This is a genomic window from Enterococcus sp. 6D12_DIV0197, from assembly GCF_002174385.1.
Lineage (GTDB): Bacteria > Bacillota > Bacilli > Lactobacillales > Enterococcaceae > Enterococcus_D > Enterococcus_D casseliflavus.
In genome coordinates this window covers 1,930,073-1,943,592 of the sequence record NZ_NIBN01000001.1, presented here as the reverse complement: position 1 = coordinate 1,943,592, position 13,520 = coordinate 1,930,073, and the positions used below count along the sequence as shown (strand labels likewise).

10 protein-coding genes are annotated in these 13,520 nt (G+C 42.1%); 3 read left to right on the top strand and 7 right to left on the bottom strand.

What is annotated here, in order from left to right; translation table 11 throughout:
- Nucleotides 1–10: 10 nt before the first annotated feature.
- The 6 genes from A5867_RS08915 to uvrB all read right to left on the bottom strand — a co-directional run bounded on the left by A5867_RS08915 (nt 11) and on the right by uvrB (nt 9,110).
- The gene (locus A5867_RS08915; protein ID WP_010748165.1) at nt 11–1,012 is read right to left on the bottom strand and encodes a YvcK family protein; all 1,002 of its coding nucleotides are present in this window, start codon (nt 1,010–1,012) and stop codon (nt 11–13) included.
- On the bottom strand, nt 1,009–1,899 hold the full coding sequence (gene rapZ, locus A5867_RS08910) for an RNase adapter RapZ (protein ID WP_005225952.1): 891 nt from the start codon (nt 1,897–1,899) through the stop codon (nt 1,009–1,011). Before rapZ ends, A5867_RS08915 begins: the two co-directional genes overlap by 4 nt.
- Before the next feature lie 113 nt (nt 1,900–2,012).
- Nucleotides 2,013–2,723, bottom strand: coding sequence for an amino acid racemase (locus A5867_RS08905; protein WP_087627407.1), 711 nt, complete (start codon nt 2,721–2,723; stop codon nt 2,013–2,015).
- 3 nt (nt 2,724–2,726) lie between these two features.
- A complete protein-coding gene (locus A5867_RS08900; RefSeq protein ID WP_087627406.1) occupies nt 2,727–3,980 on the bottom strand; it encodes a carboxylate--amine ligase in 1,254 nt (417 codons plus the stop codon).
- 308 nt (nt 3,981–4,288) lie between these two features.
- Nucleotides 4,289–7,105 (bottom strand): excinuclease ABC subunit UvrA, encoded by a 2,817-nt coding sequence (uvrA, locus tag A5867_RS08895; protein WP_005225949.1) that lies wholly within the window; start codon nt 7,103–7,105, stop codon nt 4,289–4,291.
- Between the two features lie 13 nt (nt 7,106–7,118).
- The gene (gene uvrB / locus A5867_RS08890) at nt 7,119–9,110 is read right to left on the bottom strand and encodes an excinuclease ABC subunit UvrB (RefSeq protein ID WP_010748162.1); all 1,992 of its coding nucleotides are present in this window, start codon (nt 9,108–9,110) and stop codon (nt 7,119–7,121) included.
- A gap of 270 nt (nt 9,111–9,380) precedes the next feature.
- On the opposite strand from uvrB, the gene A5867_RS08885 reads away from it, so the two are divergent.
- Together A5867_RS08885 and A5867_RS08880 are read left to right on the top strand one after the other, a co-directional pair.
- Complete coding sequence (locus tag A5867_RS08885; protein ID WP_087627405.1) at nt 9,381–11,534, top strand: amino acid ABC transporter substrate-binding protein/permease; 2,154 nt, start codon at nt 9,381–9,383, stop codon at nt 11,532–11,534.
- Between the two features lies 1 nt (nt 11,535).
- Nucleotides 11,536–12,273: an amino acid ABC transporter ATP-binding protein gene (locus A5867_RS08880; RefSeq protein WP_005225946.1), complete on the top strand. Its 738-nt coding sequence runs from the start codon at nt 11,536–11,538 to the stop codon at nt 12,271–12,273.
- 48 nt (nt 12,274–12,321) lie between these two features.
- On the opposite strand, the gene A5867_RS08875 is transcribed toward A5867_RS08880, so the two are convergent.
- Nucleotides 12,322–12,561, bottom strand: coding sequence for a hypothetical protein (locus A5867_RS08875; RefSeq protein ID WP_015509602.1), 240 nt, complete (start codon nt 12,559–12,561; stop codon nt 12,322–12,324).
- Nucleotides 12,562–12,949: 388 nt separating this feature from the next.
- On the opposite strand from A5867_RS08875, the gene A5867_RS08870 reads away from it, so the two are divergent.
- Nucleotides 12,950–13,489, top strand: coding sequence for a hypothetical protein (locus A5867_RS08870; RefSeq protein WP_087627404.1), 540 nt, complete (start codon nt 12,950–12,952; stop codon nt 13,487–13,489).
- Nucleotides 13,490–13,520 lie beyond the last annotated feature (31 nt).

Genomic DNA, 13,520 nt, shown 5'->3' with positions numbered 1-13,520 from the left:
CCCTCCTTTCTTAGATTTTGGCCCCGTAAACGATACGTAGAAGTTCTTCAATCACTTTATCTCCGTCATGAAAAACTCCGCCATCTCTAAGCTCCAGAAAGTCAGCTGAAATGACACGGCTGGCTTCTTCTCGCAGTCCTTGGAAATCGTGTTTCACTTGTACAAGATATTCATCATAAATCTCTGGGTCCATATACCCTTCTGGAACTTTCTCGGTGTTGACTAACACCGTATCAATAAAGGGTTTGCCTAAATGCTTATGCAGGACCCGCACATGGTCGGCATCACTAAAGTGTTCAGTTTCACCTTTTTGGGTCATGATATTACAAATATAAACCGTTTCAGCTTGTGTTTCCAACATTGCTTGGCCGATCTCGCTAATCATGAGATTGGGCAAAATACTAGTAAAGAGACTACCAGGACCCAAGACGATCATATCTGCCTCCATAATTGAAGAAACAACTTTACGAGCTGCTTTCGGCTCATCATTATTTTCTTGATTACGAACAAAGACCCGATCGATCGTTTTGCGATCAACCGCGATCTTGGACTCTCCTACCGCTTCGGTGCCGTCTTTAAAAACAGCGTGCAACACCAATGGCAGATCTGACGAAGGATAAACTCGTCCATCGATATGCATGATTTTTGACAAAATTTGAATGGCTTCATAGGTACTGCTGCGCATTTCAGCAATCGCCGCAATTATCAAGTTCCCCAGGGCATGATTGGCTAAAAATTTGTCTTCGGCTTTAAAACGGTATTGAAAAATATCATTATACAGTTGCGGCATATCAGATAGAGCCGCCAAAACATTGCGCAGATCCCCCGGTGGCGAGATAGAGGAAACCAAATTGCGAATCTCTCCGCTGCTACCGCCATCATCAGCGACCGTAACGATCGCTGTGATGTCGACACCCTGATTCCGCAAGCTCTTCAGGATGACTGGTAACCCAGTTCCGCCACCTACCACAACGATCTTCGGCTTTCTGATCCGGTACGTTTTCATTTTCATGAACGATTCACCGTCTCTTTACGCTTATCTTTGTCGCGATGAGTAATATTGACGCGATAGTCTTCTGCCAAAACCGCACCGATGCGCTCAGATAATGCAACTGAACGGTGTTGGCCCCCAGTACAGCCGATAGCCACCGTCAAGCTGCTTTTGCCTTCCTTGACATAGCCTGGCATGATCGTTTGCAACAGTGTACTAAATTGCTGATAGAATTCTTCCGTTTCTGGAAAAGACATGACGTACTCATACACGGGTTCATCTTTACCCGTTAAAGGACGCAACTCTGGAATGTAATGGGGATTCGGTAAGAAACGAACATCCATCACAATATCAGCATCGATCGGCAAGCCATACTTGAAGCCAAACGAAAGTATTTCAATACGAAACCCTGTCTCATGAGAAGCACGAAATTCTTGATTGATTTTTTCTCTCAATTGCCGTGGGGTCAGCGTCGTTGTGTCGATAACAATACTGGCACGCGTCTTCAAATCGTTTAAGATCGCTCGCTCTTTGCGAATGCCTTCCGTAACTAAGCCATCCATCGCTAATGGATGTGCTCTTCTCGTTTCTTTGTATCTTGACACCAATTCATTGTCCGATGCATCTAAAAAGAGCATCCGTGTGTCGATAAAATTCGTGTTTTCAATATCGATCAGCATACTTTGGATTTCTTCAAAAAACGATCTTGAACGCAGATCGACAACTAAGGCAATTTTTGTCACTTTTCCTGATTCTTTGATCAGTTCCCAAAATTTAGGGATCAAGCTTGGGGGCATATTATCGATACAAAAGTACCCCATATCTTCAAAACTCTGGATCGCGACCGTTTTGCCGGCTCCGCTCATCCCAGTAATAATGACCAATTCTAAATGATCCACTTCAGTCATAGGTAAAACTCCTTTCTGAAACAACTCTATTATATCATGCCGGGCGTATCATTGGAACACCGGCATAAAAAAAGACGTTAGCTCAAAAAATGCCGCTAACGTCGCTATCAGCTTTAGATTGCTTGGCGATTTGCCAATGCTTTTTCGATCGTCCGATCAACTAAAATCGATTGGGCATCGACGACTGGATACGGATTATCAGTCACAAATTCATCCATCAAGGACAACTCGGTACATCCAAGCACTACGCTTTCACAGCCGATACGTTCGGTGACTTCTTCCAGTATCTCAAAGTAAAGTTCTTGATCCAAATGATCATTTTCTTTGATTCGATCATAGATCAATGTATTGACCTTTTTTTGGATCGTCGGCTCTGGAAGATAGACGTCAAGTCCGAACTTCCGCAATTCTTTTTCATAGATGCCAGCTTTGACACTGCCTTCTGTCCCAAGAAAGGCCACTTTTCCAGTGACGCCTTTTTCAAAAACGATTTTCGCAGCCTCACGAGGCATATGCAAAATCTCGATCTCAGTGGCAGCTTGCAGCTCATCAAAAAAATAATGGGCAGTGTTACAAGTCAACACAATAAAATTTGGGTTTAACAAATTTTGTTTTTCGATGTCGTCCATTAAATATGGAACAGGGTTTTCTAACGTGTTGTCTAAAATATATGCCGTCCGATCTGGGACTGTCGCATGATTGAATAAAACATAGTTCAAGTAATCTTGGTCTTTATGGGTCTGTGTCCGTCGGTTTAAAATGCGGACAAAACTTTCCGTCGCTAACGTTCCCATGCCGCCTAAAATACTAAAAAAATTCTCCATCTTCTAGCCTTCTTTCGTATGGAAATACGTTTTGAATCGTTTGTTGTACAGATGGAACATTCTCTTTAATAGAATCCAACGCTTTAGAGATAAGTCTTCTTTGTAAAAGACAGTCGTTCCCCAGCGATTCTCTACTAATAATTTTTTTGCGCGTTCTTTCGCAGGATTTTCTTTTGCATAAGTCAAGAAAATGTTTTTTGGTACCCCTAGCCATAATTTCGCTTCAGGCGCGTCAGCTTTGCCATAAACCGTTTCTGTGTAAGGTTTTTCGAAGACTAAATCCTCTGTGATGAACTTCGCCAGATTCAATCCGCTTAAGGTAATAAAGAAACTGCTTCTTCCTTGACGCAAGTTGATTTCAAATAATTTATATTGACCGTCTCGCGCATCATATTTCAAGTCAAAATTGGCAAATCCAACATATTCGATCTCTTTTAAAAACTTACGGATCATTTGATAGATTTGATCATTTTCATCTGGAATGATCACGACATAATTCCCAACCGCTCCAGGCGTTGGATCCTCTAACAAAGGATGACCTAAGCCCATCACGCGAACTTCGTGATTCTCATCAACATAGGCATTTAAGACCCGCATGTTGCTGTCATCGCCAGGAATAAAATCTTGGACGATCATTTCATATTGATAACCCGCTTGATAAATGCGAGAAACGATTTCTTCAAATTCTGTTCGATTGTCGATAATGAAGGCTTTTTTGCGCCCTTCAAAATCAACTGACAGCCACGCGACACTATTTGCTGGTTTCAAAGCCACAGGAAAATCAAAAGGCAGCTCTCCTTTGAACGTTCCTTCCGTCAACAGTTCAGGTGTTAAAATGAAGGTCTTAGGATAAGGCAAGCCATATTCCTCGCAAACTTCGTAAAAACTGACTTTATTGATCAACCGTTTTAATAAGGAATAGTCATTGGCAATAAAGGTATAATAAGGCTTCAATTCTTCTTTATGCTTCGCTAACAGTTCTGCATAGCCATCGCCGCAGGGAATCAATAAATATTTCATGGCAGGATCGTTGTAAGTATTTTTTCCTAACTTGATCAACGTCTCAGTGAATCCTGGATCATGGTCAAAACCTTCCACTTGATTGATTGTAACAATTTTACTAAAGCGGGTTGGCGCAAGTTCCGCACCAGCATAAGCAACTGATTGAATGCCATATGCTTCGTGGAATGCTCTGGCCATACCATAAACATTCATATCGCTTCCTAATAATATGGGAAGAAAATTTTCCTGACTCATCAAAAATCACTCTCTCTTTTGAATACGAAAAACGACCTCTCTCGTTTCGTTTAATTACAATAGAATTATAATACCACAAAGAAAAAAGCAATCAAAGTATCTATCTTTGATTGCTTTCTCCCACTTTGAACGGATAGAACTTATAGGCAGTTTATTCAATGCGAATATACGTATACCTATTGCTATTCTATCAAATAAAATTTTGATTTCAAGCCCTTATCATGAAATTTGCAGATATTTCACGCTTCCTTAAACTTTAGCGAAACCTATTGACAGACAAGTAAAAAAGTGAGTGCTCTTTTCCTTGCTTAAAGGACTTTTTTCAAATAATGACCGGTGTAGCTTTCAGAAACCGCAGCAATTTCTTCTGGTGTACCAGTTGCAATGATCGTTCCACCGCCTTCGCCACCTTCTGGACCTAGATCAATCACATGGTCCGCTGATTTGATGACATCCAAGTTGTGTTCGATCACTAAAACGGTATTGCCAGCGTCGACAAATCGTTCCAAAACTTTCAACAAACGGGCAATATCATCCGTATGCAGACCAGTCGTTGGTTCATCTAAGATATAAAAACTCTTACCATTGGAATTTTTGTGCAGTTCACTGGCAAGCTTCATCCGTTGCGCTTCCCCACCAGACAAAGTAGTCGCTGGTTGTCCCATCGTGACATAACCTAGACCGACATCGACGATCGTTTGCAATTTTCGATGGATTTTAGGAATATGTTGGAAAAATTCCACTGCATCTTCCACGGTCATATCTAAGATTTCCGAAATATTTTTTCCTTTGTAATGAACTTCTAACGTTTCTGAGTTATAACGTTTGCCATGACAAACCTCACAAGGTACGTAGACATCAGGTAAGAAGTGCATCTCGATCTTGATGATTCCGTCCCCTTTACATGCTTCACAGCGTCCACCTTTTACATTAAAACTAAAGCGGCCTTTTTTATAACCACGGACTTTCGCCTCATTGGTTTTAGCAAATAAATCGCGAATGTCATCAAAGACACTGGTATACGTTGCTGGATTGCTTCGAGGCGTCCGACCGATAGGGCTTTGATCGATATCGATCAATTTCTCAATAGCTTCATAACCAGTAATGGTTTTAAAGCGACCAGGCTTGTTCGAATTCCGATTGATTTTTTGCGCCAAGGCTTTTTTCAAAATTTCGTTGACTAATGTCGATTTACCAGAGCCAGAGACCCCAGTAACGGCGACGAACTTTCCTAATGGAAAATCGACCGAAATGTTTTTCAAGTTATTCTCAGAAGCACCGGTCACACGAATCTTTTCACCATTGCCTTTGCGGCGTTCCGTTGGTGTCGGGATTTGTCGTTTTCCTGATAAGTACTGACCTGTTAAGGAAGACGCATTGGCTGCGACTTCATCAGGAGTGCCTGCAGCGACGATCTCGCCACCTGCGTGTCCTGCACCTGGACCGACATCGATCAAGTAGTCCGCTGCCCGCATCGTGTCTTCGTCATGCTCAACGACGATCAGGGTATTCCCAAGATCACGCATTTTCCGCAATGAATCTAGTAAGCGATCGTTATCCCGTTGGTGAAGACCGATCGATGGCTCATCAAGAATGTAAAGCACCCCAGACAAATTGGAGCCGATTTGTGTTGCCAAACGAATCCGTTGCGCTTCCCCACCAGAGAGTGTGCCTGATGCACGACTCAAGGTCAAATAGTCCAATCCGACATTTTTCAAGAAGCTTAAACGATCATCGACTTCTTTCACGATCGGACGTGCGATCATTTGCTCTTGTTCCGATAGTTTCAATTCTTCGACAAAGTTCAACGCATTGTTGATTGCCATCTCGCTCATTTCACCAATGTGTTTTCCGTTGACTTGCACGCACAGCGCTTGAGGGTTCAAACGATAGCCATGACAAGTTTTACAAGTCAATTCCGTCATATACAAACGCATTTGATCACGGGTGAAATCAGAGTTGGTTTCATGATAACGGCGCTTAATATTTGGTAAGATTCCTTCAAAAGCTACCTCAACATCACGCACGCCACCGAAATCATTCTCATAATGGAAATGGAAAATTTCGCCATTCGAACCATTCAAAATAATGTCTTTGTGTTCTTCTGGCAGCTCTTCAAAGGGTGTGTCCATATCGATATTGAACTCTTGACAGGCTTGTTCCAGCATTTGCGGATAGTACTGTGAACTGATTGGGTTCCAAGGTAATAGTGCGCCTTCACGCAACGTTTTGCTTTGATCGGGAATCACTAGGTCGACATCGACTTCTAGCTTCACACCAAGACCATCACAGTCTGGACAAGCACCAAAAGGCGCATTGAATGAAAAGAGCCGTGGTTCTAATTCACCAACTGTAAAGCCACAATACGGACAAGAATAATGTTCACTGAAAAGCATCTCTTCTTGACCAATCACATCGACTACCGCATAGCCATCAGCTAAACGTAATGCCGCTTCAAAGGAATCAAACAGACGAGAACGGATGCCTTCCTTTACAACGATTCGGTCAATGATGATGGCAATATCATGCTTTTTATTTTTTTCTAATTCAGGCGCTTCGGAGACATCATAGACTTCGCCATCCACCCGCATCCGAACATAACCTTCTCTTTGGATACGTTCGAAGACTTTTTTGTGCTGCCCTTTCTTTTGATAAACGATAGGTGCCAACAATTGGATCTTGGTGCGTTCTGGTAATGCCAAAACTTCATCCACCATCTGCTCAACCGACTGACTAGTAATCTCAATATGATCATTGGGACAGATTGGGTGACCGATTCTGGCGTAAAGAAGCCGCAGATAATCATTGATTTCAGTAACCGTCCCCACTGTTGATCGCGGGTTCTTGCTGGTGGTTTTTTGATCGATAGAAATCGCTGGACTTAGTCCATCAATGCTATCTACGTCGGGTTTATCCATTTGCCCTAAAAACTGACGGGCATACGCCGATAGACTTTCGACATATCGGCGCTGTCCTTCGGCATACAACGTATCAAATGCTAAGGAGCTTTTCCCTGAACCCGAAAGACCAGTTACAACAACGAGCTGGTCTCTGGGAATCGTCACATCGATATTTTTTAAATTATGGGCCCGTGCCCCATGGATCACGATTTTATCATTTGCCATATTGTTTCTCCTTCTAATCAGCAGCTTTTAGCTCAAGAATAGTATCTCTCAAGGTAGCAGCCGTTTCAAAATCCAGTGCTTTCGCAGCATCTTTCATTTCTTTTTCTAATTTCAACAACAAGGTTGCTTTTTCTTCACGACTCAGCTCTTCATAAGAAGTCGTGGTGTATTCGCCAGTTTCTTCCGCCACTTTCGTGATTGCGATCAGATCGCGAATCTCTTTGATGATGGTTTTCGGTACGATTCCATGTTCTTCGTTATAGGCTTCTTGAATACTTCGGCGTCGCGCTGTTTCGTCGATCGCTCGCTGCATCGAATCGGTCATTTTATCGGCGTACATGATTACTTTTCCTTCTGAGTTACGAGCTGCTCGTCCGATGGTTTGGACTAATGAACGCTCGCTGCGCAAGAAGCCTTCCTTATCGGCATCAAGGATCGCAACCAGGGAAACTTCTGGGACGTCTAACCCTTCTCGCAATAAGTTGATTCCGACCAGTACATCAAATTCACCGAGACGCAGGTCGCGAATGATCTCTGTTCGTTCCAATGTTTTGATGTCACTGTGCAGGTATTTGACTTTGATCCCTAATTCTTTGAAGTAATCCGTCAAATCTTCAGACATTTTTTTCGTCAAGGTCGTGACAAAGACCCGTTCATTTCGCTCGACTCGCTCATTGATTTCTCCTACGAGGTCGTCAATTTGACCCATAATCGGTCGTACTTCGATCACCGGATCTAACAGACCAGTCGGACGAATGATTTGTTGAATGACGGTATCGGTTTGATCGTATTCATATGGTCCAGGTGTTGCTGAAACATAGACGATTTGGTTGACATGCTTCTCAAATTCTTCCAAGCGTAACGGACGGTTATCCAGTGCAGAAGGCAAACGGAAGCCATAATCCACTAACATTTGTTTTCTAGCACGGTCACCATTATACATCCCACGAACTTGCGGCATGGTCACGTGGGATTCATCAATAACGATCAGAAAGTCATCAGGAAAGAAATCTAATAACGTATAAGGCGGTTCGCCTTCTTTTCGTCCATCCATGTGGCGAGAGTAGTTTTCGATTCCTGAGGTATACCCCATTTCTCGCATCATTTCAATATCATAGTTGGTTCGCTGCTCTAAACGCTGTGCTTCCAGCAGCTTATTTTCTGCTCGCAAAACTTTCAGTCGTTCATCGAGTTCACTTTGGATCGAAGCGATCGCATGTTCCATATGGTCTTCATTGGTCACAAAGTGAGTTGCCGGAAAGATCGACACATGTTCGGTGTCACTCATGATCTCGCCCGTCAAGGCATCGACTTCACGAATCCGATCGATTTCATCGCCAAAAAACTCAATGCGTAACGCTCGCTCATCACGAGAAGCTGGGAAAATCTCCACAACATCGCCACGTACGCGAAAACGCCCCCGTTGAAAATCGATGTCGTTTCGTTCAAATTGGATCTCGATCAATTCTTTTAATAGTTGATCGCGAGACTTTTCCATCCCTACTCGTAAAGAAACAACCTGTCTGGCATACTCGATCGGCGAACCTAAACCGAAAATACAAGAGACAGAAGCTACAACAATCACATCGTTTCTCTCTAATAAAGAACTTGTCGCCGAGTGACGGAGCTTATCGATTTCATCGTTGACACTGGAGTCTTTTTCGATGTATGTATCACTGGAAGGAACATACGCTTCTGGTTGATAGTAATCATAGTAACTGACAAAGTACTCGACTGCATTATTTGGGAAGAAGTCCTTGAACTCGCCATATAATTGTCCAGCCAGTGTTTTATTATGGGCAATGATCAATGTCGGTTTATTGACTTCCTTGATTAGATTAGAAATCGTATAAGTCTTACCGGTCCCAGTGGCTCCTAACAAAATCTGTGCTTTTTTTCCACCGACCACCCCGTCAACCAATTGATGGATCGCTTCTGGTTGATCCCCAGCTGGTTGATATTTTGATACTAAGTCAAATTCATGGGAAGTTGTTCTTTCGATCATCTTCATTCCCCCTCGATTATTCTAAACGACAACAAAAAAAGAAAAACTCGCTGCCGCTTTTCCATAAATAAGTATATCATAGCGAACATACTTTCGCCATCATTTGCTATGAAAGTTTCATGCGATTAAGCATAACTTAACATGTTTGATTTTCTAACATCTGATGTGAGGTTTAAACGATTTTGTCATATTTTTAAAGAGAAAGACTTGTGTGTTGAAGAAAAAATCCATATAATCTATAAATACGTTATATCTAAAGGGGGAATTTTCTTGAAAAGAAAACACATGTCCTTCGCTTTAATCGCGCTGATTATCAGCATTTTTACGCTATCAGTAAAGTCAGCAAGTGCGGAGGAAACTACGTATAAGATAGGAACAGATTTAACATTTGCTCCTTTCGAATTCCAAAATGAAAATAATGAATACGTTGGGATCGATATAGATTTATTAAACGCGATCGCTGAAGATCAAGGTTTTGCAGTTGATTTACGTCCTTTAGGTTTTGACGCCTCCATTCAAGGCGTGCAATCAAATCAGTTAGATGGCATGATTGCTGGGATGAGCATCACAGATGAACGTAAAGAAACGTTTGATTTCTCAGATCCTTATTTTGATAGTGGGATTCAAATGGCAGTAGCTGCTGACAATGACAGTATTACTAGCTACGAGGATCTTGAAGGCGAAACGGTCGGTGCAAAGGTTGGTACCGAAAGTGCTCGCTTTCTAGAAAGCAATAAAGACCAATATGGCTACGACATCAAATTATATGATGACGCTACTGGACTATATGGCGCTGTACGCAATGGTACTGTGGCAGCCGCTTTTGATGATTATCCAGTGCTTGGCTATGCTATCAACAATGGCGAACCGATGAAACTTGTCGGCGAACCTGAAAAAGGTGCTTCTTACGGATTTGCCGTCAGAAAAGGCCAAAACCAAGAACTACTTGAAAAATTCAATGCTGGTTTAGCCAATATGAAAGCTTCCGGCAAATACGACGAAATCGTCAATACTTACATCACAACGTCTGATACAGATGCAGACACTAGTGAAATGGTGAAAGTCGAACCAAAGAAAGATGTTTACCGAATTGCTAGTGACTCCGCCTTCGCTCCATTTGAATTCCAAAATGAAGACAATGAGTATGTAGGGATCGATGTTGATTTAATGAACCGAGCGGCAGAATTGCAAGGGTTCAACATCGAATTCAATTTCATCGGTTTTTCCGGAGCTTTGCAAGCCTTGGATGGTAACCAAGCAGATGGGATGATCGCTGGGATGACAATCACTGATGAGCGTCGTCAATCCTATGACTTCTCTGACTCTTACTTTGAAAGCGGCATTCAGATCGCTGTAAAAGAAGGCAATGATTCCATCAATTCCTATGAAGATTTAGATGGAAAAACCGTTGGTGCGAAAGTGGGAACAGAAAGTGCAGACTTCTTGATCGCCAACGAAGAGAAATATGGCTATTCGATCAAATATTATGATGCTGCCGATCAATTATATGCGGCTGTTAACGGTGGGCAAATCGATGCCATGATGGATGATTATCCAGTGATTGGTTATGCCATCAGCCAAGGTCAAAAACTAGTGACACCGATTGAAAAAGAATCTGGTGGTCAGTACGGATTTGCGGTGAAAAAAGGCCAAAATCCTGAACTAATCCAAATGTTCAATGAAGCATTGAAAGAAATGAAACGGACTGGCGAGTACGATCAAATCATCAATAAATACATTGAAGATGGCTCTGCCACAGAAAAACGAGTGGATGAATCAACGATCACTGGTTTGATCAGCAACAACTATAACGTCTTATTAAAAGGTTTATGGAATACCCTTTTACTAGCATTGATTTCTTTTGCCTTAGCATTAGTGATCGGCATCATTTTTGGACTATTTAGTGTTGCTCCAATCAAAGCATTGCGGGTTTTTGCAGGGATCTATGTTGATATCATTCGTGGTATTCCTATGATGGTATTGGCTTTCTTCATCTTCTTCGGACTTTCCGATGCCATTGGTATCACGATTCCCGACTTTGCAGCCGGGGTCATTACATTGACTTTAAATGCCAGTGCCTATATCGCTGAGATCGTCCGTGGCGGGATCAATGCGGTGCCAAAAGGTCAGATGGAAGCCTCTCGTAGTTTGGGGATGACCTACACTCGGACAATGCAGAAAATCATTTTACCGCAAGCGATCAAAATCATGATTCCATCTTTCGTTAACCAATTTGTTATCTCGTTGAAAGATACAACGATCATCTCGGTTATCGGAGTCGTAGAATTATTGCAAACTGGGAAAATCATCGTTGCTCGGACTACGCAAAGTACCTATGTTTACTTGATCATCGCGATTATTTACTTAGTCGTGATCACAGCTTTAACGAAACTTGCAAAAGTTTTAGAAAAGAAGGTGAAATAGCATGAAAGAAAAAATCTTAGTTGAAAATCTTGTGAAAAAATACGGCGACAATACCGTATTGAATAATATCAATGTTTCAATCGCTGAAGGAGAAGTCGTTTGTGTGATCGGTCCTTCAGGTTCTGGGAAATCGACGTTCTTACGCTGTTTGAACCGCTTAGAAGAACCAACCAGCGGCGATATTATCGTTGACGGCGCACATCTGATGGATAAAAACACCAATATCAATGCTGTTCGTCAACATATCGGCATGGTGTTTCAGCATTTCAATCTCTTCCCTCACTTGTCGGTTTTAGAAAATATCATTTTAGCACCGATGGATCTAAAAAATGCTTCTCGGCAAGAAGCGGAAAAGAACGCAATTCGTTTATTAGAAACGGTCGGTTTGGCAGATAAAAAAGACATGTACCCTGACAATCTGTCTGGAGGACAAAAACAACGGGTGGCGATCGCTAGAGCTTTAGCAATGAATCCCGATGTGATGTTGTTCGATGAACCAACCTCCGCACTCGATCCAGAAATGGTTGGCGATGTACTCAATGTTATGAAGGATTTGGCAAAACAAGGAATGACCATGGTGATCGTTACTCACGAGATGGGGTTTGCCAAAGAAGTAGCAAACCGTGTGATGTTTATTGACGGCGGGAACTTCTTGGAAGACGGTACACCTGAGCAAATCTTTACCAATCCTAAGCATGAGCGTACCAAAGACTTCTTAGACAAAGTATTGAATATTTAAAAAAGCCTCTGCAACAGTCCGACGAAGGAACTGTTGCAGAGGTTTTCTTTATTGTTTGTTCCGTTTCGTTTCATCTGCGATCCGCTTTTGATTTTCCCCCAAAAACACTTTTGTATCGATGGGGTTTGCTTTGTTCGCCCCGCCGATGCCAGTATCAACCATTTTCCCCCAGCCCTTCAACGGCTCTTTCCCCGCTGCACGAAGCTTGGCATTTTTTAACCGTAATGCCTGTTTTTTTGTTTCTTTTTTCGCTTGATGTTTTGCTTGCCAGTCCCTTAAGATCTTCATTCCCTCTTCCTCTCTTTTCTATTAAAACAATGCCACATTCAAATGCTCGAAAACATTCCCAACGATCTGTTTGCGTCAAATGCCCTTTGCCACTGAAGCCGTATTTTTTTATCTTGTAGTTGACTATAGTATATCACGTGAATTTCATAATCATCAGGAATAGAGACTAAATTTTATTAAAACTATGAAATGCAATTTGAAATCGAGTAGTCAGATCAGGAGTGGCATGTTACACTTATTAAAGAACACTCCCTCCATAACTGCATAAGCTGTATAAATACATTGATTCTTTTGTTTAACCATCGGTTAGAACCCTTCTTATAAAAAACCAACCTTAAAATAACAACAAAAGAAAAATGCAGAAAATTACTTTGGAGGCATACATCGTATGAAAACCATCTATTTCTTTCCCTTACTGATTTTCCTTTCCTTATCACTCACAGGCTGTACCCTGATTGACGAACTCCTGGATGAAACGCGACAAAGCAGTTCTTCATTAGAAACAGCGGTGACTTCTCAATCATTGTCAATGGATTCGGAAGTTAGAAGCTCTTCCTCTACTGAAAAGCAAACAACGTCTACTACAATTGACACAAGCAGCTCTTCTGACAGCCTTGATCAACAGTCAGTAAGTACCGAAGAATCCACCTCTCACTTCTCCTATTGCGAGCAATTGCAGATTGGATTGCCACGACGTTGGAATAGAACCGTCACCAAAGATTTGCTCCACCAATTGCAAGAAGGAATGTCCTGCGATCAAGTATTAGAGATCATGGGTGGACTGCCTTCTTGGCGACTAGCGATTCTAGGCGTGGAATCCAATGCCTGGATCAATCAAGAGGGCGAAGCGATCATCGTTACCCTTTCCAACCGAACCGTTACTGGCGTTACCTGGCATGATCAGTTTTCTGAAACAGAAATTGAGTAATCCATTAAGCGATCTCTCGTAACTAAGATTG

Excerpts from the sequence above, each read along its gene's own strand:
- A5867_RS08905 (WP_087627407.1), bottom strand. The coding sequence starts at position 2,723 with ATGGAGAATTTTTTTAGTATTTTAGGCGGCATGGGAACGTTAGCGACG.
- A5867_RS08870 (WP_087627404.1), top strand. The coding sequence starts at position 12,950 with ATGAAAACCATCTATTTCTTTCCCTTACTGATTTTCCTTTCCTTATCA.
- A5867_RS08875 (WP_015509602.1), bottom strand. The coding sequence starts at position 12,561 with ATGAAGATCTTAAGGGACTGGCAAGCAAAACATCAAGCGAAAAAAGAA.
- A5867_RS08880 (WP_005225946.1), top strand. The coding sequence starts at position 11,536 with ATGAAAGAAAAAATCTTAGTTGAAAATCTTGTGAAAAAATACGGCGAC.
- A5867_RS08900 (WP_087627406.1), bottom strand. The coding sequence starts at position 3,980 with ATGAGTCAGGAAAATTTTCTTCCCATATTATTAGGAAGCGATATGAAT.
- uvrB (WP_010748162.1), bottom strand. The coding sequence starts at position 9,110 with ATGATCGAAAGAACAACTTCCCATGAATTTGACTTAGTATCAAAATAT.
- A5867_RS08915 (WP_010748165.1), bottom strand. The coding sequence starts at position 1,012 with ATGAAAATGAAAACGTACCGGATCAGAAAGCCGAAGATCGTTGTGGTA.
- rapZ (WP_005225952.1), bottom strand. The coding sequence starts at position 1,899 with ATGACTGAAGTGGATCATTTAGAATTGGTCATTATTACTGGGATGAGC.
- uvrA (WP_005225949.1), bottom strand. The coding sequence starts at position 7,105 with ATGGCAAATGATAAAATCGTGATCCATGGGGCACGGGCCCATAATTTA.